Consider the following 20,167-nt stretch of genomic DNA (forward strand, 5'->3'; position numbering starts at 1 on the left):
GATTTCTGTGCATTTCATCGAATAATGTCAATGATCTTGAACATTGCTAAGCTAAAGTGAAGTGGATGAGCAAATGAAAATCGCTGAGTTGAGTCAGCTGTTAAGGATCAATGATAATCTTTGCCGTCGCAGTTGCATGTTCTGTGCTATAAGAACCTGTGGTTTTATTGCTAAAATGATGATTTGAGATGGCAATAATTGGTCGATTGCTATAACGATTATTGCTTGCCATTTGCGCTTGTTCAGTTGCGGTTGGCTTGGATGGTGTGGTAGATGTTGTGTTGCTATTGGAGATATAGTTGCCATCGGCATATAGGTTGTTATAACGACTACTGACTCGTTTGACATAGTCCTGTGTCTCACGAAAAGGTGGAATCCCACCATATTTTTTGACATTCCCTTCACCTGCATTATACGCAGCGAGGGCAAGCTCAGTTTGTCCATTGAAGCGTTTTAGCAACCAGCTTAAGTATTGTGCGCCAGCAAAGATATTCTGTTTAGGATCATAGGCGTTTATGACATTAAATCGTTTTGCAGTTGCAGGCATGAGTTGCATTAAACCTTGTGCACCCACAGGCGAACGTGCTTGAACATCGAAGCCAGATTCGGTATGCATGACAGCTTTTATTAAGCCAGCTGAAATATTGTGCTGAGCTGCTGCTTGCTGAATTAAATCGTCATAGGCATTTTTACCTTGTGCGAACTTAGGCAATACGGCGGCTTCGTCTTTACCCCAATTATTATAGTGATGGACATTACTATCTGGATAATAGTTCACTTTTATAGTAATGAGCCCTTGTTCGTTATGTTTTTGATTGGTCAGTAAGGTCGTTCCTTGTTGATCACGATAACTATAAATTTGTTCAGCATGACTATACTGTGCAAGACTGCCTAAATTTAAAAAAATAGTTAAAAAAATCAACTTCGCATAGACAGGGCTATTTTTATGTGTTTTATTCATATTGAGCCGCTTTTACAGCAAATTATTCAAAATTCTCCAGTCTTGTTTTTATCAATTTGTAAAAGAAAAATCAAGTCTGGATTGTTGTCATAATAATCGAAAAAAAATTTAATTTTTTTTTAATATAGATTGCTTGACTTAGGTAAGCCATTGAATTTAATAGAATAAAAAAACGATTAAAAAACGTACAATCTAATGAGAATGCCCTATCTTCAGCGTAAAAGACTTGTCAAGCCCTATAGTTTCCACAATTTTATCCACAGCTTTTGTGGAAAACTGTGGAAAAAAACCAAACCACGTTATTTGCCTGTATTAAGCTTAATTTTTCTTAACATAAAAGTCATATTGTTAATGCCGCATTAATTCTTGTGTTGTTGTTAAAATTACGCAAGTTATAGGTGCGTCTTATCGGTGAATCGGCTAAAATTAGGCAAATTTTTTTTGGGTTATGCGCTTTTATGTATTCGCCACTTGAGTCCGAGCAAGGATTTAATTTTAAACCAGAGTTACCGACAAGTTCGGCATACTATCGTTTATTAAAAAAACTTCGTCGCCAGGTCGGTCATGCGATTCGAGATTATCAAATGATTGAAGAGGGCGATAAAGTAATGGTTTGTGTTTCGGGTGGCAAAGACAGCTACACGTTGTTGGATATCTTGCTGCAATTTAAGCGTATTGCACCGATTAACTTTGATGTGGTGGCTGTTAACCTAGATCAGAAACAACCTGGTTTTCCAGAAGATGTACTCCCTCGTTATATGGAAGAAAATAATATTCCATATTATATTTTAGAAAAAGATACCTATAGTATTACGAAGCGTTTAACACCAGAAGGTAAGACTTATTGTGCAGTGTGTTCGCGTTTACGTCGTGGTTCTCTCTATGGTTTTGCACAAGAAATTGGTGCGACAAAAGTTGCTTTAGGTCATCATCGTGATGATATCTTAGCGACATTCTTTTTGAACTTATTTCATGGTGGTAGTTTGAAAGCGATGCCACCCAAGCTATTGTCTACCGATAAGCGTAATATCTTGATTCGACCTTTAGCCTATGTTGAAGAAAAAGATATTATTAAATATGCTGAACTACGTAAGTTTCCAATCATTCCATGTAACTTGTGTGGTTCACAAGAAAACTTACAGCGTGCCATGCTCAATGATATGTTAAGAGAATGGGATAAGAAATATCCAAAACGTTTGCATAGCATTTTTGGTGCCTTACAAAATGTTTCACCTTCGCAGCTCGCAGATCGCGAATTATTTGATTTTGAAGCCTTAGATTCTCAACGTATTGTTGAGGAGGACGAAAGCTGTAGTCCTGAAGAGTTCAAGAAACGTTTAGATGTGGTGAACTTGAGTTTTGCTGCAGAATAAACCTTATTATTTTGAGATTTTATATCGCGGCATTTGCAGTAGCAAATGCCGCGATTTTAATAAAAAAATGAAAAAATTAATAAAACGTGAACACTTGGTGCAAATTTGTTTAGCCCAAACTGAAATTATCATGCTATAACATGCTTCACGTAAGTGAATTTACGAAGATGTTGTTTGGATAGACAACACGTCATATGTATAAATAATTTTGAGGAAAAGTCATGGCTGCATTTCTAACAGATGATTGGTTTGGTTTGGTTGAAAAACTCACAGCAGAAGTCGGTGATCTTAATTTACCACCAGCATTAGCCAATCTAGCCATTAACTTAGTAGTCACTGATGATTCAGGAAATACTGAGCTATCATTAGATGGTGGTAAAATTTTAAAAGGCACATCTGCAAATGCTAAAACGACCTTAAATATGGACGCTGAAACATTACGTAAAGTGTTTTTAGAGTTTGATATGGCTGCTGCGATGCAGGCATTTATGACAGGTAAAATCAAGGTTCAGGGCGATATGTCACAATTGATGGCATTACAAACTGCAAAACCAAGCCAAGAGCAAAAAACATTATTTAAAAAAATCTTGGAACATACTGTTTAAGTCATTATATTTAAAAAAGCTTAGTTTACGGACTAAGCTTTTTTTATGCCTGATTTTAGCATTGCAGAAATATGACAATATGTTTGGGCTAGGGCAACGCACAGCTGCACCGATGGATGAGATATGAATTGCTGTAGCGTCTGTAAATGAGACGGCTTAAACTTCAACAAAGTCACTATTGGTTTTAATTCGTTCCAGATAGCTGCGTATACGTGTTACATACTGTATGGCTTGCTTATAGCGACCATGTTGTGCTTGGTGGCGATTCAAATAGTCATAGAGCATGGTCCACTGTTGTGGATCTTTGCCTTGCTGTTGTAATTGCTGTTGAATTTTATCAACTGCGCCAGGTCCCATATTATAAGCGACCAAGGCGAACCAATAACGATCAGGTAAGGCTATGTCCTGATATTTTTGCAACATGAGATCGTAGTATTTTGCACCACCGCGAATACTCTGCTCGGGATCTAAGCGGTTATGTACGCCCATGGCTTTGGCCGTTGCATGGGTTAGCATCATTACGCCACGGACGCCAGTGGGTGAAACAGATTGTGGATTAAGCTGAGATTCTTGCAAGGCAATTGCGGTCAGCAGATGCCAATCTAATGCATAATTTTCGGCAGTACGCTCTAAACTGGCACGATAAATCGGCATGCGTTTATGGAGCATTTTGTTGAGTAGCAACCATTCATCTTCAGAAACGACATTACGATCATAGAAGGATGCTAATTGCTGTAAGTTACCACTTTGTTGATTGTCACAAAGGTAATTTTGTGCGCGATCAATTTGTGGGCTGGACTTTGCCGCGACCCAGTTTAGATTGTGGTCTAACCCCCGTTGACTCAAAATGCTGTAATGATCACAACTTACAGAAATCGCTCGTAATCTTTTACTTTTGATTTCATCAATCGGTTGGGTGGTCATTGCCAAGTTGGCTTTACCTTGCTTGACCCATTGTAAAGCGGTGTCATTGTCTGCAACGACATGTAAATCAAGCTGTAAGTCAGTACTTTGTGCATATTTATACACAAGATCATAGCCAAAACCATAGCGGAAATCATCTTGATTCAACACTGTGCTGGGTGAGGCAACGGTGACCACTGTAAGCTTGTTGGGGCTGGTCGGTGCTATTGCAGATTGAATCCGATTGGCATTTGATCCGTGAAAGGGAATTGCAGCTAGACTAGCAATCACAAGAAATTTTGGAAGATTTGAAGTAAAACGTGAGTATAGGCAACGCCTCGACCCAGAAGTTGAACTACTGTGCATGTTGTCTCCATTACGATAATTTACAGCCCATAAAATTGCGGTAATACGGCAATTTTATTACGTTGATAAATTCAATAAGGGCGGGTCTGCATGAACACCATTCAATAAGACTGGTAGAACGAATGTGGAAGAATTTGACAAATATTGGGTTGGCTCGGTCAAAAAATGATCTCGCTAAAAAGTGGGCGAATAATATACGCGAAAAAATATATTGTCAAATTTTGTATAAAAAATACTTAACATAGGTAACAGTACGATGTTGTGCTTAAAAAGTGAGCCAATTTATAAACAATTCTGATGAGATAAAACAGGATTTGTTTGCTGTAATCTGTAAAAAGTATGAAGGAATTAAGGCAGAAAAATAAAATAGATTCCTATCAGTAAGACAAGAATCTTTTACCCAGTTGATATTGGCGATAACAAGTGATTATTTTATATCTATATGATATAAAATGATTTATTTTTATTTTATAAGGGGGTAATTCGACTTGGTATTCATTTTTTGCAAATATTATCCAAGATAATAACGTTGATCTCTGGTGTTGTATAAGAAAAAACTGAATTAAAATCTCTGTTATTGCACGCGTGTAATAGAGGAAAGCGTGGCAGGAGATTAATCAGTTTTATTTCATAATCGCAAGATTGCAGTTCTAACCAAGATAGATCAATGGCTAAAAAATATGTGTAATACTTAATGAAAGCTAAGTTATTAAGATTACACATAAATTTATGCATTGGTGATTTAAATAACTGTGCGGTTACAAAAAAAATTAAGAAAGTTGAATTTTCAGTCCTTTGCGCATGAAACCAGCTCGCTTATAGGCATTGGTAATCATGTTGGTGCTATAGGATTGTATTCCCTCTAATTGACCTAGCTCGTCAATGGTCAGTTGCCATAAATCTGCTTGATCTTTACAGAGTACATGCCAAAAAAATTGTGCTTCACCACTCATCCCAAATAGACAACGGGTATATGGCGATGCAGTCAATGCTTGGGCAATATGTTGTGCATGTTCAGGGCGGCTTTGTACAAGAATAATGGCTTCTGTATTGAAACCGAGCAAACTCGGCTCGAAATCAATACGGATATTAAAAACTTCATCTTGTAGTAAATCATTTAATAGCTTTTGTGTTTTATGCTCCGTCATGCCGATCTGCTCGGCTAAACTTTTAATAGAGATCCGCCCATCATGTGAAAGTACATGAATCAGTGATCGTTCATCTGCTGTGATGTGACGAATTTTTTGTGCTGTCGTGGTGTTGAGCAGATGGTTTTTGGGCTTACTTGCCCAAGAGAAGGGTTTGAGCACAACCTGTGTCTCAACAGTGTGAATATCCGGAATTTGTGCAACAAAATCTTGCATCCAAAGGGCTAACTGAGTTTGCTTTTCTAAACCGATTTCTAAAAATATATCGGCAAGTCCTGTGGTTAGGAATACAATCCTGACTTCAGGACGCTGGGCTAGAAATTGTGCAATCTGCTGTTCTTTACCGAATTTAACACTCATCCAGACATGTACTGTAAAGCCTTTATTGACCACAATGGGATTGAGTTCAATTGATGTTCGGATAATTTGATCATCTATAAGCTTACTGATACGTCGTGAAAGTTTCTTCTCGGGAATATCACAGGCAAGGCTGAGCTCACGCCAAGAGCCGCGTGGATTCTGCATCAGCGCATTCATGCAAGCAATATCAATTTCATCAAGCGTTAAAAGTTCATTCATAAAAGTTGACTTGTCTAAAAATTAAATATAATCTGATTTTGAGTCTAAAAACCAAAATATAGCAAATATTAGTGTCTAAACACAGAGTAGTTGCTTATGGATGAGTCAATTATGAAAAAATTAAGCTCCACATCAAGCAATGTATCACAAAAGAAAGTGATTCTTGCAGGTACGATTGGTAATGCAATTGAATGGTTTGATTGGACAATCTATGCCACTTTTGCAGTCTTTTTCTCGAAGCAGTTCTTCCCATCGGATGATCCAACGGCTTCATTACTCGCAACCTTCGCTATTTTTGCAGTGGGTTTCTTTATGCGACCATTGGGAGGCGTTGTTCTCGGGATTTTCTCTGATCGCTTTGGTCGTAAGGCGGCTTTGGCTGCAACGATTTTAATGATGGCTGGTGGATCACTGATGATTGGGCTTTCCCCAACTTATACCACCATCGGTATTGTGGCGCCTATTATTTTAGTCTTAGCCCGTTTATTACAAGGCTTATCTTTAGGAGGGGAGTTTGCTTCAGCTGCAACTTATTTAGCAGAGATGGCACCTGATCATAAACGTGGCTTTTATTCCAGCTTTATGTTCTTTAGCTCCGCGATCGGTATTTTACTTGCATCAAGTGTAGCTTGGGTATTGACAACAGTATTGACTGATCAACAAATGAATCAGTATGGATGGCGTATTCCATTTATTATGGGGGCGGTTGGTGGATTAATCGGCATTTGGATTCGTCATTCTGTGCCCGATAGTGAAATGACCCAGAATAAAGAAAAGGTACGTAATCCACTGGGTAAGCTAATTAAAAACTATCCGAAAGAGACCATGCGTATTGTGGGAATTTCGATACTCACCACCTTTGCATTTTATATCTTCGTGATTTACGTCCCTACTTATGCGATAAAAAGTCTGAAGGCAGCTCCACAAACTGCTTTTGCAGCCAATACCATCGCCATGATTATCTTTATGTTGAGTCAACCATTATTTGGTTGGTTGTCCGATAAATTTGGACGTAAACCTCAGTTAATTGTTTTTAGTTTGGGATATTTAATCTTTTTCTATCCAGTGATGAAATGGATGGATGGATCTTTCTCATCCATTTTATTGGCTGAACTCTTTGGACTATTGCTCTATGCCTTATATACCGCAATTGGACCTGCAGTGATGTCTGAGCAATTTCCCACAGAAGTTCGCGCAGTTGGAATTGGTGCACCTTATAACTTAATGGTTGCATTGCTGGGTGGGACAACACCTTATGTGCTGACTTGGTTACAAAGTATCGGTAAGCAAGATTATTTTTACTTTATGGTATTGGTTGGTGCTTTGCTCACATTAATCACCTTCTTAAAAATGCCTGAAACTGCTGGAAAACGATTGGAAGATATAAAATGAATCTCTTAAATGTATCTGCATTAGAAATAGCTCGCCGTATTGCAGAGAAACAAATAAGTTGTGTTGATGTGGTACAGTTTTATATCGATCGCATTAAACAATATGCGGCATTGAATTGTATTTCAGATTTATTTGAATCCGAGGCTTTGATACAGGCACGTAAATTAGATTTATTAACGGCTAAAGGCAAACAATTGAGTCCATTTCATGGTATTCCAATTGTGTTAAAAGATAATTTACATGTACAGGGCTATATTACCCATGCAGGTACTGTTTATTTAGATCATATTGCACATAAAAATTGCGCTTTGTTTAATAAACTGGAAAGTCTTGGTTTTATTATTTTAGCGAAAGCTAAAATGACAGAATTGGCTTTTGGATTATCTGGGCAAAATCCATTACAGGGTACTCCTCATAATCCTTGGTCCAAGCAGGTGCTATCTCCTGGTGGTTCATCTTCTGGATCTGCTGTTGCTGTTGCAGCGGGTTTATGCCCCATTGCGATTGGTGGTGATACTGGGGGATCGATTCGTACTCCCGCCGCGCTTAATGGAGTATTGGGCTTTAAACCAACTGCCCATAAAATTAATGCGCGTGGCGCAATTCCTCTAGCGCAATCTTTAGATAGCCTCGGACCGATCGCACTGGCATCGGAAGATATTATTGAGTTTTATCAATTATTGAAACAAGATCAAAGTCATTTAGCAGTAATGCCGTTGAACAGCATCTATTATTTAGATGAAAAGGATTTTCCAAATCCATTAGCAACAGAAATATTGCAACTTTGGCGGCAACATTTACAAGCGTTGCAGCAAAAGGGTATTCAGCTTCGAGCTTGGCAAAAACCGAAGGATTTTGATTTTGCACATTTGTCTGATTTGACCTCAACCATTATTGCTTATGAAAGCTACCACAATCATGGTAAAGCTGCTGAAAATAAGCAAAATAAAATGTGGGAAGTGGTGCGTCAAAGAGTATTACGTGGCAAAGACATCGCAGTGTCTGAATATCAACTCGCGCTTGCACAACGTCTGGAATATCAACAAGCATTTGCTGAATCATTGGGGGGTGATGCATGCTTAGTTTTACCGGTAAGCCCGATATTTGCGTCTGCTCTAGACCCAGAAGATCAAGGCTTTCGTCATGTTGGTGATTATACTCGACCATTTAACTATTTAGATGCGCCAGGCGTTGCTTACCCGATTGGTTTTTCTACGGAGCAATTACCGATAGGTGTACAGCTCGTTGCTGCACAAGGTAAGGATCAATTGTTATTACAGCATCTGCAACAACTCACAACAACGTTATCGTTAGCAGGGCGGGTTGCTGATTTAGCATAATCAAAGCTGCTTAAGTTTCTGCACTAAATCTCAGTTGAGACTGGGGTTTAGTCTTTTTTATTTAGATGGACGAAAGATCTGTTTGATGATAATTGATCTGCACAATATACCAAAGCTTTTTGCCATTTGGTGTTTGTACTTCCACTTCGTCATCGACTGATTTGCCGAGGCAGGCTTTGGCGAGCGGTGCTTGTAAAGAAATATAGTCTTTAGAACCATAAATTTCTTCATCACCCACAATACGAAACTGAATAGTTTCTTCTGCATCGTTTTCTAATATAACCCATGCGCCAAAATAGACCTTACCCTCTTGCTCTGGACGATATTCGATTTTTTGAGCGACCTCAAAGAGTTTGCTTAAGTAGCGAATACGTCGGTCGATCTCACGTAATTTACGTTTATTATAATGATAATCAGCATTTTCAGAGCGATCGCCTAAACTGGCTGCCCATGCTACGATTTTGGTAATTTCGGGTCGTTCAGTGCGAACCAGATCATTCAGTTCATTTTGTAAACGTTGATAACCTTCTGCAGTCAATAATTTACGGTTCATATCAATTATCCGATGGGTTATAGACGTAATAAGTTGACGTATTTTAAAGACTTTTATTACGATGAAGCAATATCAAGTAAGTTGCCATCATAGCATGTGGTGAGGGGCTAGGTATAACAAAGCGCTGTGCGGTCTGTTTTTTACAACCAAATTGGATTATTTTTAGACATATAGATCATAACTGACCAAAAGCATTTGCCATTTGCTGATTTTATTTATATGATAGCCGCCATTGGAAGCGTGGCAGAGCGGTTTAATGCACCGGTCTTGAAAACCGACGAGGGTTCACGCCCTCCGTGAGTTCGAATCTCACCGCTTCCGCCAAATTCTGAATCAAGCCCTTGTTGTTACAAGGGCTTTTTTCTTGTTTAGGATTTTGTCCCGTACTCTACTTTTTTATTTTGTGGTTTGAGTTTATTAGACCATGACTGTCTTACTTAACCTGAGTTCGACATAAAAAAAGTAGAAAAAAAGCCTTAATGTTTATAACTTATTGGTTCTTAAGACAAAAGTTAAAACACAAGGCTTTTCTATGGATCATATTACCGAATTATTCTGTAAAGTGGATGATTTTTGCAAAATATTTAACGAATCTCTAGAGAAAGCTCTTATTCCTGAGCAAAATAAGCCAGTTCAAAAGTCAGCTTTAAGTTTATCTGAGATCATGACAATTGTTATCTTATTTCACCAATCAGGTTTTAGATTCTTTAAATATTTTTACTGCCACATGGTCATCCCTTTTTGGAAATCAGCATTTCCTAAGCTGCTGAGCTATAATCGTTTTATTGAAATCATGCCACGTTGTTTACAAGCTTTGAGTAGCTTTTTTCATCAGGTTAAAGGAACTGATACAGGAATTAGTATTATTGATTCAACCAAACTTGTAGTTTGTCATAATCTTAGAATTAAAAGAAACCGCGTATTTAAAGGCTTAGCGAATCGTGGAAAAAGTAGTACTGGGTGGTTCTATGGTTTTAAATTACACATGGTTATCAATAACTTAGGTGAAATTATTAATATTAAAGTAACATCAGGGAATATCCATGATATTGCTGTACTAGAGTCTTTAACCAAAGAATTAAAAGGCATTTTATTAGGAGATAAAGGCTATTTAAGCAAAGCTAAGACAGAGGCTTTAGCAGCAAGAGGATTAAAAATATTGACTCCATCACGTAAGAATATGAAAAACAAGCCACTCCGAACTGAAGAAGAAAAACAATTGCTTGGCAGAAGAGGATTAATAGAAACGGTGAATGATCAGTTAAAAAACTTACATCAACTTGACCATTCGCGTCATCGTTCTGTGAATAATTTCATGGTAAATATTATGGCTGCTGTAGTGGCTTATTGTTTAAATCCGAATAAGCCAACTTTCAAAAATATGCTGAAAGGTTGAACGTTTTTCATCGAACTCAGGTTACTTATCATTGCCGGTAACAGCGAATCTGCTGATACGTTTTCTTGATCTGCGGTAATTAGAATCAGGGCGGTGCAGTGCAATCATGCTATTGCTTTGGCAGATGTCATTATCAAATAGAATGGGTGCGGGGGAATATGAGGTAGTTGTGAAAGCTCTAGAGTGGGGCTTGGCTTGAGTGATATAAACCCCCAGTCTAGTCACTGAATGTCCAGAATCTATTGGAGCTCAGATTAGATATACCCCAAAGCCTTGTAGTAGTTTTGCCCATAATAAGAAAATAATAACAGTGATTGCACAGCAAGCAACAAGTGCTACCCAAAAGCCACAGCGATCATATAGCAGAGGGAAAATTAAAAACATTGGTAGTGTGGGTACAACATACCAAAAGGTATACCATGCATGATTGGCGATTTTTTCTGAACTCTGTCCTTCTAATTTCATCCAAATAAGAACAAAAACTGTTACAAGAGGAAGTGCTGCAAGTAGTCCACCTAAACGATCACTGCGTTTTGCAACTTCAGAGATTAGGATCACCATTGCTGCAGTAATAGCATATTTAATAATTACATGGATCATTCGACTACCTTGGTGAATCTAATAACTAAATAGTCATTATTTTAAACTTTTGAAAAAAAATTAACATAAGTCACTGACTTTAATTTACTTATAAATTTGATCTTAAAACATGAATGATTGCAGAAAATGAGTTTTGTTAACCAGATCAGTAATCTGATCGCTGTGCTTAGATCCACAATTAATGGAATCCAGACCAGCTTAAGGATGTTTGGTGGGGGTCCACACACGACGGGCTATTTTTGTTAAGCAGTATTGAGCATTTTAGTGATTTCTCTTGCGGTGGGGGATAAGTGTTGATCAATATACTCATGGTTTTATGGTCGGTGATCTTGGCTAGGATTTCGACGGATATCTGGTCCTGAAATAAAGACTAGGGCTTATTTATAAGATTTAACCATTTGATTTAAAATATATTATTAAGTTTGTTTTGCACTAAGATATATGATGTTAATTTAAAAATAACTTAATAATGAAGTGCATTTTTAATGACGGAAAATGCAGGAGAAACTAGTTTTCGACTATATTAGTTTTAGAAAATATAAGTTCTAACGTTAAATTAAACATGCAATAGAAGCGTCACGTACATTGAGCAGTCTAGACTAGAGTATTTTTATTACATGAAAACTTTTTTAGGTTAACTTAATGGTAGACAAATTGGAAACAGATAGATATCCATGCGTATGTTGTGATTGTCTAACTAGGTTTGAGCCGAGCAATGGGGATTACGATATATGTCCTGTTTGCTTTTGGGAAGATGATCCTGTGCAGAATGACGATCCTAAGTTTAGCGGTGGAGCAAATATCCCATCTCTCAATCAAGCACGTATTAATTTTAAAAAATATGGAGCAATAGAACAAAGATTCGTAAAAAATGTTCGAGCACCATATGAGTCTGAATAGCTCCATTTAACATAAGTACTTATGTGATATTCATTTGTTAGAAGCTAAATTGGTCATCCAAAAAACAATCTATTCACACCTTGCTCTGATCTGCAAAAGCTAGGATCAGGGCAGGCTAGCGCCGTTATGCTGTGGGCTTGTGGATACCGTGGCGAAGTATAATGAGTGCAAGGCGAGGCATGGGGCTTTGATTAAGGCTTGCCCTCGGAGTGAGGGCTAAGAATCTAGCTGATATATAATGATTTGGTTAAACTTAGATAACCATTTATTTTTCAAAAAAATTATCTGGTAACTTGGTTGAAGGTATTAAATCCAACTCAACTAAGGCTAAAGTGTTTTCTTGTATTTTTTTCTTCATTTCATCTGATTCATCATATATATTTTCATCAAAAATTAGAAGCGTACCTTTATTTACCTCATTATCAATTATGATTTTTTTATAAAGATGAGGTATTGCTATATCCTTCAATATTTTAGGTAAATAACAAATAGATGAAACAGGATAGCTGTGCTCAAAAACGCGGATTTCATTATTAAAATTATTGGATAAATAAAGGTACCTAACCGAAAAAACCTCTAAAATGACGGAAAAAACTTTTATAAGATCGCTAGGTTGGATTGTTTTATTTAAGCTAATACTCAAATGTATTAGCTGCAAGGCAATATTAGCATAATAATCGTTATTGATTTGGCCATTCCATAATAAAAGTGGCTTAAATTCATTGTTCTTTTTAAGCAATTTAAAATATTTGTCAGCACTTTCGCTTGGAAATGGTAAATCTAAGGGGGGCTGTGAGTTTTTGGCATTATTTACATACCAGTTATTAAATACTGGATTGATAACTTGCAAGCCACGTATTAATTTTTCTAATAGCTGCATCTGCGCATCAAGATCATTTTCTGATCGCGATAAAGCTTTGTAAAAAAGGGAATTTAAAAAGAAATTAGGCATTTTATTCCTCATATAGGCATGTGAATAGGTTTAATAATTAGACCAACCATATTTTGAAAAATTTTATCAATGAGAAAATTTAGCAGAGAGTCAACTAGGTGAGGTCCAGCGCCGTGTGCTTGTAGCTACCATCAAAACCATCATTGAATACATTGATATCAATGCAGGCAGTGTGCTTCGCTGAATATCGAACAGTGGCAGAAGCAGCTGTTGCACGAACTTGAATAATATGTTGATCTCGAACGTACTTGCAGTACTGCAAGACGTTAAATTTCTTTGTCAGACATAGTGATCAGCATCTATATTTTATATCCAGTCCATGATGGTTTAACTATCATAAACTAGACATTTTTATTGGTGAGGATATAGACACTTTAAATGGCTTCTAACAACTTGGTTTCGCATAAGGTGTATTATGTTAATTTTAGAAGAAACGAATGACTAAATAATATCAATCCCATTTAAAAATTTAGATGGTTCAAACCACATAAAATCATAATCAGCAATATCGTGAATATAAAAAGGATCATTTTTCATAATGTCATGAGCTTCTTGAATAGAAGAACTTAAAACAAGAATTACTCCTCCTACTCGATTCTCTCTACGACCTGATGCTAAAAACTTCTTTAAATTGTAATAATGATCTAAAAAAACTATATGATCTTTTAAGAAAATATCGACTTTTGCTAATGGTTTTTTATAAGTAAGAGTTACTACTATCATTTCTAGCCCACTTTTGATCTATAAGTTAAATATTTTACTAAATTTTTTGTCCATTTAGCATAATGGTGCTTATGCGTAATGAGAGTTTGTCAGGTCAAAATAGAAATGTCCATTTTCTCCAAAGTAAAAATGTCCGTTTTAAAAAAACACCCTTGCTCTGATCTGCAAAAGCTAGGATCAGGGCAGGCTAGCGCCGTTATGCTGTGGGCTTGTGGATACCGTGGCGAAGTATAATGAGTGTAAGGCGAGGCATGGGGCGGTGGTAGGGGCGATTGAGTGAGGAGTGTTAGTAGATTAGGTCACTCTAAATTTACACAACAAAATTGGGACTTGTATTTGATTATGCTAAAAATATGAAAATATTTTAGAAAAGAAGAAAGATGAAAGGTTTTGCAATTCATAATGCCCCTACGGATCACGGCGGTTTAATCCCATCGACTCAGGTTAGAAGCTCACAGCAAGGCAATTTATTTGTACGTGCTGGCGATGGCCATTTTTGCCCTAAATGTAAATGCTGGTCTACGGTAATAAAAAATCATGACCTTATTATCTTTGATGGTAAGGCGGTAGCTTATGCGGGTGACAAGTTAACTTGCGGTGCAACTATTCAGCCGCAGCAATCTCATGTCGTGGGAGATAGTGGAGGGGTGAACTATCGCTCTGCACCAGTTTTTCAGCCCGCAAGCTCTCAACAAGATCTAAATAATAGTCTCATAGGTAAAGAAAATCAGCCCACTCGTGTCAATAATATTGCTTATTACAAGTGGTGGTGGGGAGAACTTGAATCCACAAAGCCCGAAACTTTAGCGCAAGAAAAGCAGACTTTTAGTGAAAACTTTGATGCAATGCATAAGCAATACGCTTATGGTGCTGAAGCCATTATATATGAAATCGACCCTAAAGCATGGGATGTTCAGATAGCGATGGAACAGTTGCCAGAAATGATTCAACGGAGTGTAGATAAAAATTGGGATCTTGGGAAAGCTTTAGCCAAAATTTCGAAAGGTAAAAGCATTGACGTCGTGTGGGATAACTTAGGGTTTGGTGGTGAATATTTTAGAACGGTAACCTCAAAAGAATGGCCTCTAGGTAGGCTAGCTGGGATAGCTAAGGGTAAACTAACGAACCTTGGTGTTGATGCTCTTGGTAAACCAAATTTCCAATTTAAAGGATATGTGGAATTTAAAAAGGATACATATAGCTGGAATGCTGATAATACCAATCCAGTTTACAAAGCTGGAATAAAGATAATGGGCAAGGGTATAGAAATTGCAACAGGAAAACAGACTGCTTCAGAAGCTTATTGTATTAAATATGATTGCGAGATGCCTACGATTTATGCCCGTAAATTTAATTTTGATTACCAAAAAGATACTACAAAAACACCATTATTAAGTAGATGACTAAATGAAAATTAAGAAAAGATATTTTGTTATTATACCATTGGTCGTGTGGTTTACCCTCTATATAAAAGATTTACCTCGCACTATAAGAAGCTTTCCTGAGCAATTTTTAGACCTTGGTAGGGATATATCTATAAGAGCACCATTTCGTTTTTTCAATCTTTATGAAACACTTTCAACTGGTCTTTCTAAGATGGATATGGGGCGGGCGACCTCTAGGTACTGTAAGTTTCTAAGCTTAAGACTTCCGGAGGAAGAACAATTAGCCAATCTAATAAGTGAGGCAAGTTCCAACTACAAACCTTCTTACCCTAGTCCAGAAACAAAAACAACCGCTTTCACAAAAATTGGTACTAGCTGCACTTCACAGGCCAAACTTATCCGTTTGGAATATAAGGGAAACGAGGCGCACGCTATGTTTGCTTGCGAGCAAGGAGACTTCGTTCAAGAATTTACATACTCGAGTACTGATAGTAAATGTGGTGTAGTGGAGTATAAAAAAGGGTGGGGGGTAAAACCTGGGCGTACATTAGAGTATACAATGAAATTGCAGCTATCATAGCCTGTGATAAGGTCAACTAAAGAATCGCACAAAGGCGAACCCGGTAATGCTCCCTAAAATCATTGAACTTAAAAGTAGAAAATTGAATACTCTTGATTTAAGGAGATTTTCTGAAAAACAGAAGTGGTCCAGAAAATTTGAACAACACCTATAAGTGATAAACTGTCTCCTAAATGATGTGGGAAACATCAAAAATGGAGCATTTCATGACACTTAGACATGTAGTGGTCAATAAAGCTTAGACATATTTTAAGGAGATTGATTGAAAAGCACCCTCTATTTTTCCATTGGAGCCACCGCTTTATGCATTTAGTACCTACTAAAAAAATTATTATTATTTTATCAATTCTGTCCTTATCTGCATGTGGTCAGACATCTAAGTTTGAAGATATTAAAAACTTAGCAAATCAGGGAGATGCTTTGTCACAAGCGCTTCTAGGTGAAGCTTATGCCAATGGTGAAGGCGTAACTCAAGATTATAAAAAAGCCTTTGAGTGGTACAGCAAAGCTGCTAAACAAGGAAATGTTGATGCGCAAAATAACCTTGGTGCACTATACGCAAATGGTCATGGGGTAGAGGAAGATGATAAGCAAGCTTTTCAGTGGTATAGCAAAGCTGCTGAACAAGGAAATGTTCAGGCTCAAAATAACCTTGGTGCAGCTTATGCCAATGGTGAAGGCGTAACTCAAGATTATAAAAAAGCCTTTGAGTGGTACAGCAAATCTGCTGAACAAGGAAATGCTGATGCTCAAAAATATCTAGGATTTCTTTATGAAGATGGTAATGGTGTCGCTCAAGACTATAAAAAAGCTTTTGAGTGGTACAGTAAATCCGCTGAACAAGGAAATGTAGATGCCCAATTTACAGTGGGAATGATGTATCACCGAGGTGATGGAATCGCCCAAAATAATGAAATGGCTGAAATATGGCTAAAAAAAGCAGCCGATAATGGACATAAAGATGCTATATCTCTTTTTGAAGATGATTAGTATTAAGTGTTTTTTAATGCGAATTTTGATTATTTTGAATAACCAAAGCTGACCGATCGACAATAAAAAACAGGCTGTAAGGTTAATTAAAACCTTACAACCTATTGATTTTACTTACTTTAAATCTGGAGCGGGAAAGGAGACTCGAACTCCCGACCCCAACCTTGGCAAGGTTATGCTCTACCAACTGAGCTATTCCCGCAATATGGATCAGCATTATAGATTGTTTTGCTGAGCTGTCAATGCTTAGCCTATTTAACTGCTGCTTTAATCAGCACGACGCCAAATCGTACCTTGACGGGTATCTTCTAGGACTATACCTTGTGCGAGTAATTGCTGACGTATTTCGTCAGCGCGAGCAAAGTCTTTGGCTTTTTTGGCATCTTGTCGTTGTTGAATAAAATCAGCTATTTCGGCTTCGGATAAGCTGAGTGCTTGCTGACCAATATCAGATTTTAAAAAGTCATCGGCATCATGCTGTAATAGACCAAGAATATCAGTAAGATATCTTAAGGTTGCATAATACGCTGCAGCCTGTTCAGCATTTTGTTCTTTGACTGCACGGTTAAGCTCTTTGGTGACTTCAAATAGTACGGCGATGGCTTCAGGGGTATTAAAGTCATCACGCATGGCGACATTAAAACGTTCAATAATGTCCGGGAATGGTGTGGATTGCTGTTGTGTATAGGCTTGTTGGTAAGCTTTGGCAGCATGATAAAAGCGGCTGAGTGCCGATTTTGCTTCTTTTAAGGCACTGTCCGAGAAATTAACAGGGCTTCTATAGTGTGATGAAATGATAAAGTAACGGATCACTTCTGGATGGAATTTATCCATGACATCGCGAATGGTGAAGAAATTACCCAGTGATTTTGACATTTTTTCGCCATCAACATTGATAAATCCAACATGCATCCAATAGTTAACATATTGTTCACCTGTCGCCGCTTCACTTTGAGCGATTTCATTTTCATGATGTGGAAATAATAGATCAGAACCACCGCCATGAATGTCAAAATGGTTACCTAAGCAGCAGGTTGACATGGCAGAACACTCGATATGCCAACCAGGACGACCAAGCCCCCAAGGTGATGGCCAAGCAGGTTCATTTTCTTTGGCATGTTTCCAAAGCACAAAGTCAAAGGGGTGTTGTTTTTCAACTTCGACATCAACACGTTCAGATGCACCCGCTTGCATGTCATCCAGTTTACGACCGGATAAACGACCGTATTGCTTAAATTTTTCAACTTGAAAATATACATCACCATTGCGAGATGGATAGGCTGTACCTTGATCGACCAGTTGTCCAATCATATTCTGCATTTGCTCAATATAATGTGTGGCACGTGGTGATTGGTCTGGTGCTAAGCAACCTAAGGCATTGGCATCATCATTCATGGCTTGAATAAAACGATCCGTCAATTGCGCAATACTTTCTTGGTTCTCATTGGCACGACGAATGATTTTGTCATCAATATCCGTAATGTTCCGAATGTAACGCACTTTCCAACCTTGGCTACGCAAGAAACGCACAATAAAGTCAAAAGCAACCATGACACGTGCATGACCAATATGACAATAATCATAAACAGTCATACCGCAGACATACATATCTATATGGCCTGGGTTACGCGGAATAAACTCTACTTTCTGACGTTGCTCTGAGTTATATAGAACAAAAGGTTGCATAGTGAATCACAAGCTGTCTAACAAGGTGCTTTATCATAACTTAAGCATAATATTTCACAAAGCCCTGCGGGGGAAATTATGCTTTTATTGAAAAATATACATTTATCGAATAAGGAAATGCTTCTGCTATGTTAAAATTAACAGCTTCGGTTTATCCTGCTTTAAAAGCTGTTTTAGTAAAGGTTTACGCTCTTGAATTCATCGAATTGTCTTGAACCCATTGATTTTGAAAAAGTCGCATTAGAAACTTTGGCTTTGGAACGTCATGCAATAGAAATCCTCGCAACACAAATTGATCATCGTTTTCGCCGTGCATGTGAGATTATTTTGCAATGTAAAGGACGTTTAGTGGTGACAGGCATGGGGAAATCTGGTCATATTGGACGCAAAATGGCCGCAACTTTTGCCTCGACTGGAACCCCTTCGTTTTTTATGCATCCGGGCGAGGCTGGTCACGGCGATCTAGGCATGTTGGTACGCGGTGATGTTGTGATTGCCATTTCCAACTCTGGTAAGAGTGATGAAATCATGATGTTGATGCCACTGATAAAACACTTACAAGTTCCCCTCATTACGATTAGTGGTGATGCTACTGGACCGATGCCACAAAGTGCCGATGTTGCGCTCACTTTAGGACCGGTACAAGAGGCATGCCCCTTGGGGTTGGCACCGACTTCAACCACAACTGCTACCTTGGCTTTAGGCGATGCTTTGGCCGTAGCTTTATTAGATGCGCGTGGTTTTACTGCAGATGATTTTGCACGCTCGCATCCAGCTGGCGCATTAGGAAAACGACTATTACTACACGTCAAACACCTTATGCATAGCGGTGATGCGTTACCGAAAGTCTATCCAGATACTCCGCTCAATAAAGTACTGTATGAAATTTCAGATAAGCGTTTGGGAATGACGACAATCGTTGATCACAATAATAAGCTATTAGGTATCTTTACAGATGGCGATTTGCGCCGTTTAATCGATCGTCAACAAAGCTTTGATGTCAATTTACCTATTTCTGAAGTGATGATTCGCCAGCCTGCAACGATTTCCAGTGAGGCACGTGCTGTAGAAGCTTTAGAAAAAATGAATGAACGAAAAATTACCCAATTTATTGTGGTGGATGCTGACAATACCACGATTGGCGTGATTAGCATGCACGATCTGATTCAAGCAGGGGTAAATTAAACATGGCATCCTACGTATTACTTGAACAAGCACGTCATATTGAAGCATTGGTTCTAGATGTCGACGGTATTTTAAGCGATGGTTTTGTGAGTTTTACCAATAGTGGTGATGAAATAAAATCTTTTGATATTCGAGATGGCTTGGGCATGAAATTGGTGCAACAAGCGGGTTTGAAAGTTATTGTCATTACTGGGCGTAAAAGTCATATTGTTGAAAAACGTATGCAAGATCTTGGGGTGGATTTACTCTATCAAGGTCGTGAAGATAAAGGGACGGCTTTAACGCAAGCTTGCCAACAACTGGCTTTGGATCCAGAAGATTGTTTGTATATGGGGGATGATTGGCCAGACCTTTCTGCTTTTGCAATTGCGGGTATGAAAGTGACTGTTCCAAATGGTCATGTTGAAGTTCGCAGACGCGCTGATTTGGTCACGCAAGCTATGGGTGGGCGTGGTGCAGTGCGCGAAGTTTGTGATATGTTATTAATGGCTAAAGGCGCTTATCAGCCATTGCTTGAAAAATATGTGGCAGCACCACATACATCTTAATT

General features: G+C 38.1%; 18 protein-coding genes, 2 tRNA genes and 1 pseudogene. 12 read left to right on the forward strand and 9 right to left on the reverse strand.

Annotated features, from left to right (window positions below; all coding sequences use genetic code 11):
* Positions 1–100: 100 nt before the first annotated feature.
* Complete coding sequence (locus BFG52_RS05665; protein ID WP_067553471.1) at positions 101–961, reverse strand: lytic transglycosylase domain-containing protein; 861 nt, start codon at positions 959–961, stop codon at positions 101–103.
* A gap of 458 nt (positions 962–1,419) precedes the next feature.
* On the opposite strand from BFG52_RS05665, the gene ttcA reads away from it, so the two are divergent.
* Both ttcA and BFG52_RS05675 read left to right on the forward strand, forming a co-directional pair.
* On the forward strand, positions 1,420–2,334 hold the full coding sequence (gene ttcA, locus BFG52_RS05670; RefSeq protein WP_067553472.1) for a tRNA 2-thiocytidine(32) synthetase TtcA: 915 nt from the start codon (positions 1,420–1,422) through the stop codon (positions 2,332–2,334).
* Positions 2,335–2,555: 221 nt separating this feature from the next.
* Positions 2,556–2,939, forward strand: a complete 384-nt coding sequence (locus tag BFG52_RS05675; RefSeq protein WP_067553474.1) for an SCP2 sterol-binding domain-containing protein — start codon at positions 2,556–2,558, stop codon at positions 2,937–2,939.
* Between the two features lie 156 nt (positions 2,940–3,095).
* On the opposite strand, the gene BFG52_RS05680 is transcribed toward BFG52_RS05675, so the two are convergent.
* Together BFG52_RS05680 and BFG52_RS05685 are read right to left on the reverse strand one after the other, a co-directional pair.
* Complete coding sequence (locus tag BFG52_RS05680) at positions 3,096–4,208, reverse strand: transglycosylase SLT domain-containing protein (protein ID WP_067553476.1); 1,113 nt, start codon at positions 4,206–4,208, stop codon at positions 3,096–3,098.
* 770 nt (positions 4,209–4,978) lie between these two features.
* A complete protein-coding gene (locus BFG52_RS05685; RefSeq protein ID WP_067553478.1) occupies positions 4,979–5,935 on the reverse strand; it encodes an Lrp/AsnC family transcriptional regulator in 957 nt (318 codons plus the stop codon).
* Between the two features lie 111 nt (positions 5,936–6,046).
* On the opposite strand from BFG52_RS05685, the gene BFG52_RS05690 reads away from it, so the two are divergent.
* Complete coding sequence (locus BFG52_RS05690) at positions 6,047–7,327, forward strand: MFS transporter (protein ID WP_228703806.1); 1,281 nt, start codon at positions 6,047–6,049, stop codon at positions 7,325–7,327.
* Positions 7,324–8,667, forward strand: coding sequence for an amidase (locus BFG52_RS05695; RefSeq protein ID WP_067553482.1), 1,344 nt, complete (start codon positions 7,324–7,326; stop codon positions 8,665–8,667). The genes BFG52_RS05690 and BFG52_RS05695 overlap by 4 nt, the downstream gene beginning before the upstream one ends.
* 61 nt (positions 8,668–8,728) lie before the next feature.
* Here BFG52_RS05695 and greB read toward each other — a convergent pair whose 3' ends face one another.
* Positions 8,729–9,220 (reverse strand): transcription elongation factor GreB, encoded by a 492-nt coding sequence (gene greB / locus BFG52_RS05700; RefSeq protein WP_067553484.1) that lies wholly within the window; start codon positions 9,218–9,220, stop codon positions 8,729–8,731.
* A 234-nt stretch (positions 9,221–9,454) separates the two neighbouring features.
* Between greB and BFG52_RS05705 the strand changes: the two genes are divergently transcribed.
* Both BFG52_RS05705 and BFG52_RS05710 read left to right on the forward strand, forming a co-directional pair.
* Positions 9,455–9,544: transfer RNA gene (locus BFG52_RS05705), tRNA-Ser, on the forward strand.
* Between the two features lie 208 nt (positions 9,545–9,752).
* Positions 9,753–10,616: an IS982 family transposase gene (locus BFG52_RS05710; protein WP_067553485.1), complete on the forward strand. Its 864-nt coding sequence runs from the start codon at positions 9,753–9,755 to the stop codon at positions 10,614–10,616.
* A 249-nt stretch (positions 10,617–10,865) separates the two neighbouring features.
* Here BFG52_RS05710 and BFG52_RS05715 read toward each other — a convergent pair whose 3' ends face one another.
* Positions 10,866–11,216, reverse strand: a complete 351-nt coding sequence (locus BFG52_RS05715) for a DUF3147 family protein (protein ID WP_067553487.1) — start codon at positions 11,214–11,216, stop codon at positions 10,866–10,868.
* A gap of 642 nt (positions 11,217–11,858) precedes the next feature.
* On the opposite strand from BFG52_RS05715, the gene BFG52_RS05720 reads away from it, so the two are divergent.
* Positions 11,859–12,116: a CPCC family cysteine-rich protein gene (locus tag BFG52_RS05720; RefSeq protein WP_067553489.1), complete on the forward strand. Its 258-nt coding sequence runs from the start codon at positions 11,859–11,861 to the stop codon at positions 12,114–12,116.
* Positions 12,117–12,381: 265 nt separating this feature from the next.
* Here BFG52_RS05720 and BFG52_RS05725 read toward each other — a convergent pair whose 3' ends face one another.
* Together BFG52_RS05725 and BFG52_RS05730 are read right to left on the reverse strand one after the other, a co-directional pair.
* Positions 12,382–13,068, reverse strand: coding sequence for a hypothetical protein (locus BFG52_RS05725; protein WP_067553491.1), 687 nt, complete (start codon positions 13,066–13,068; stop codon positions 12,382–12,384).
* A gap of 441 nt (positions 13,069–13,509) precedes the next feature.
* A complete protein-coding gene (locus BFG52_RS05730; protein ID WP_067553493.1) occupies positions 13,510–13,791 on the reverse strand; it encodes a YciI family protein in 282 nt (93 codons plus the stop codon).
* 380 nt (positions 13,792–14,171) lie between these two features.
* On the opposite strand from BFG52_RS05730, the pseudogene BFG52_RS05735 reads away from it, so the two are divergent.
* The 3 genes and pseudogenes from BFG52_RS05735 to BFG52_RS05745 form a co-directional block, all read left to right on the forward strand.
* Positions 14,172–14,435: pseudogene (locus BFG52_RS05735) on the forward strand (PAAR domain-containing protein); the annotation flags it as partial.
* A 763-nt stretch (positions 14,436–15,198) separates the two neighbouring features.
* Positions 15,199–15,756 carry a hypothetical protein gene (locus BFG52_RS05740; RefSeq protein WP_067553495.1) on the forward strand — a complete coding sequence of 186 codons (558 nt, stop codon included), beginning with the start codon at positions 15,199–15,201 and terminating at the stop codon, positions 15,754–15,756.
* A 303-nt stretch (positions 15,757–16,059) separates the two neighbouring features.
* Positions 16,060–16,746: a tetratricopeptide repeat protein gene (locus tag BFG52_RS05745; protein ID WP_067553497.1), complete on the forward strand. Its 687-nt coding sequence runs from the start codon at positions 16,060–16,062 to the stop codon at positions 16,744–16,746.
* A 126-nt stretch (positions 16,747–16,872) separates the two neighbouring features.
* On the opposite strand, the gene BFG52_RS05750 is transcribed toward BFG52_RS05745, so the two are convergent.
* Positions 16,873–16,948 (reverse strand) — tRNA-Gly (locus BFG52_RS05750).
* Positions 16,949–17,013: 65 nt separating this feature from the next.
* Complete coding sequence (gene cysS, locus BFG52_RS05755) at positions 17,014–18,432, reverse strand: cysteine--tRNA ligase (RefSeq protein ID WP_067553498.1); 1,419 nt, start codon at positions 18,430–18,432, stop codon at positions 17,014–17,016.
* Between the two features lie 192 nt (positions 18,433–18,624).
* Between cysS and BFG52_RS05760 the strand changes: the two genes are divergently transcribed.
* Together BFG52_RS05760 and BFG52_RS05765 are read left to right on the forward strand one after the other, a co-directional pair.
* Positions 18,625–19,617, forward strand: coding sequence for a KpsF/GutQ family sugar-phosphate isomerase (locus tag BFG52_RS05760; protein ID WP_067553500.1), 993 nt, complete (start codon positions 18,625–18,627; stop codon positions 19,615–19,617).
* Positions 19,618–19,619: 2 nt separating this feature from the next.
* Positions 19,620–20,165: a KdsC family phosphatase gene (locus BFG52_RS05765; RefSeq protein ID WP_067553503.1), complete on the forward strand. Its 546-nt coding sequence runs from the start codon at positions 19,620–19,622 to the stop codon at positions 20,163–20,165.
* Positions 20,166–20,167: the final 2 nt, after the last annotated feature.

Origin of the sequence: Acinetobacter larvae (genome assembly GCF_001704115.1) — a bacterium.
Taxonomy (GTDB): domain Bacteria; phylum Pseudomonadota; class Gammaproteobacteria; order Pseudomonadales; family Moraxellaceae; genus Acinetobacter; species Acinetobacter larvae.

What these genes read in the sequence shown, in the direction of transcription:
- BFG52_RS05665 (WP_067553471.1), bottom strand. Translation starts at nt 961, where the DNA reads ATGAATAAAACACATAAAAATAGCCCTGTCTATGCGAAGTTGATTTTT.
- BFG52_RS05740 (WP_067553495.1), top strand. Translation starts at nt 15,199, where the DNA reads ATGAAAATTAAGAAAAGATATTTTGTTATTATACCATTGGTCGTGTGG.
- BFG52_RS05765 (WP_067553503.1), top strand. Translation starts at nt 19,620, where the DNA reads ATGGCATCCTACGTATTACTTGAACAAGCACGTCATATTGAAGCATTG.
- cysS (WP_067553498.1), bottom strand. Translation starts at nt 18,432, where the DNA reads ATGCAACCTTTTGTTCTATATAACTCAGAGCAACGTCAGAAAGTAGAG.
- BFG52_RS05715 (WP_067553487.1), bottom strand. Translation starts at nt 11,216, where the DNA reads ATGATCCATGTAATTATTAAATATGCTATTACTGCAGCAATGGTGATC.
- BFG52_RS05695 (WP_067553482.1), top strand. Translation starts at nt 7,324, where the DNA reads ATGAATCTCTTAAATGTATCTGCATTAGAAATAGCTCGCCGTATTGCA.
- BFG52_RS05745 (WP_067553497.1), top strand. Translation starts at nt 16,060, where the DNA reads ATGCATTTAGTACCTACTAAAAAAATTATTATTATTTTATCAATTCTG.
- BFG52_RS05690 (WP_228703806.1), top strand. Translation starts at nt 6,047, where the DNA reads ATGAAAAAATTAAGCTCCACATCAAGCAATGTATCACAAAAGAAAGTG.
- BFG52_RS05680 (WP_067553476.1), bottom strand. Translation starts at nt 4,208, where the DNA reads ATGCACAGTAGTTCAACTTCTGGGTCGAGGCGTTGCCTATACTCACGT.
- BFG52_RS05725 (WP_067553491.1), bottom strand. Translation starts at nt 13,068, where the DNA reads ATGCCTAATTTCTTTTTAAATTCCCTTTTTTACAAAGCTTTATCGCGA.
- BFG52_RS05730 (WP_067553493.1), bottom strand. Translation starts at nt 13,791, where the DNA reads ATGATAGTAGTAACTCTTACTTATAAAAAACCATTAGCAAAAGTCGAT.
- ttcA (WP_067553472.1), top strand. Translation starts at nt 1,420, where the DNA reads ATGTATTCGCCACTTGAGTCCGAGCAAGGATTTAATTTTAAACCAGAG.
- BFG52_RS05710 (WP_067553485.1), top strand. Translation starts at nt 9,753, where the DNA reads ATGGATCATATTACCGAATTATTCTGTAAAGTGGATGATTTTTGCAAA.
- BFG52_RS05675 (WP_067553474.1), top strand. Translation starts at nt 2,556, where the DNA reads ATGGCTGCATTTCTAACAGATGATTGGTTTGGTTTGGTTGAAAAACTC.
- BFG52_RS05685 (WP_067553478.1), bottom strand. Translation starts at nt 5,935, where the DNA reads ATGAATGAACTTTTAACGCTTGATGAAATTGATATTGCTTGCATGAAT.
- BFG52_RS05720 (WP_067553489.1), top strand. Translation starts at nt 11,859, where the DNA reads ATGGTAGACAAATTGGAAACAGATAGATATCCATGCGTATGTTGTGAT.
- greB (WP_067553484.1), bottom strand. Translation starts at nt 9,220, where the DNA reads ATGAACCGTAAATTATTGACTGCAGAAGGTTATCAACGTTTACAAAAT.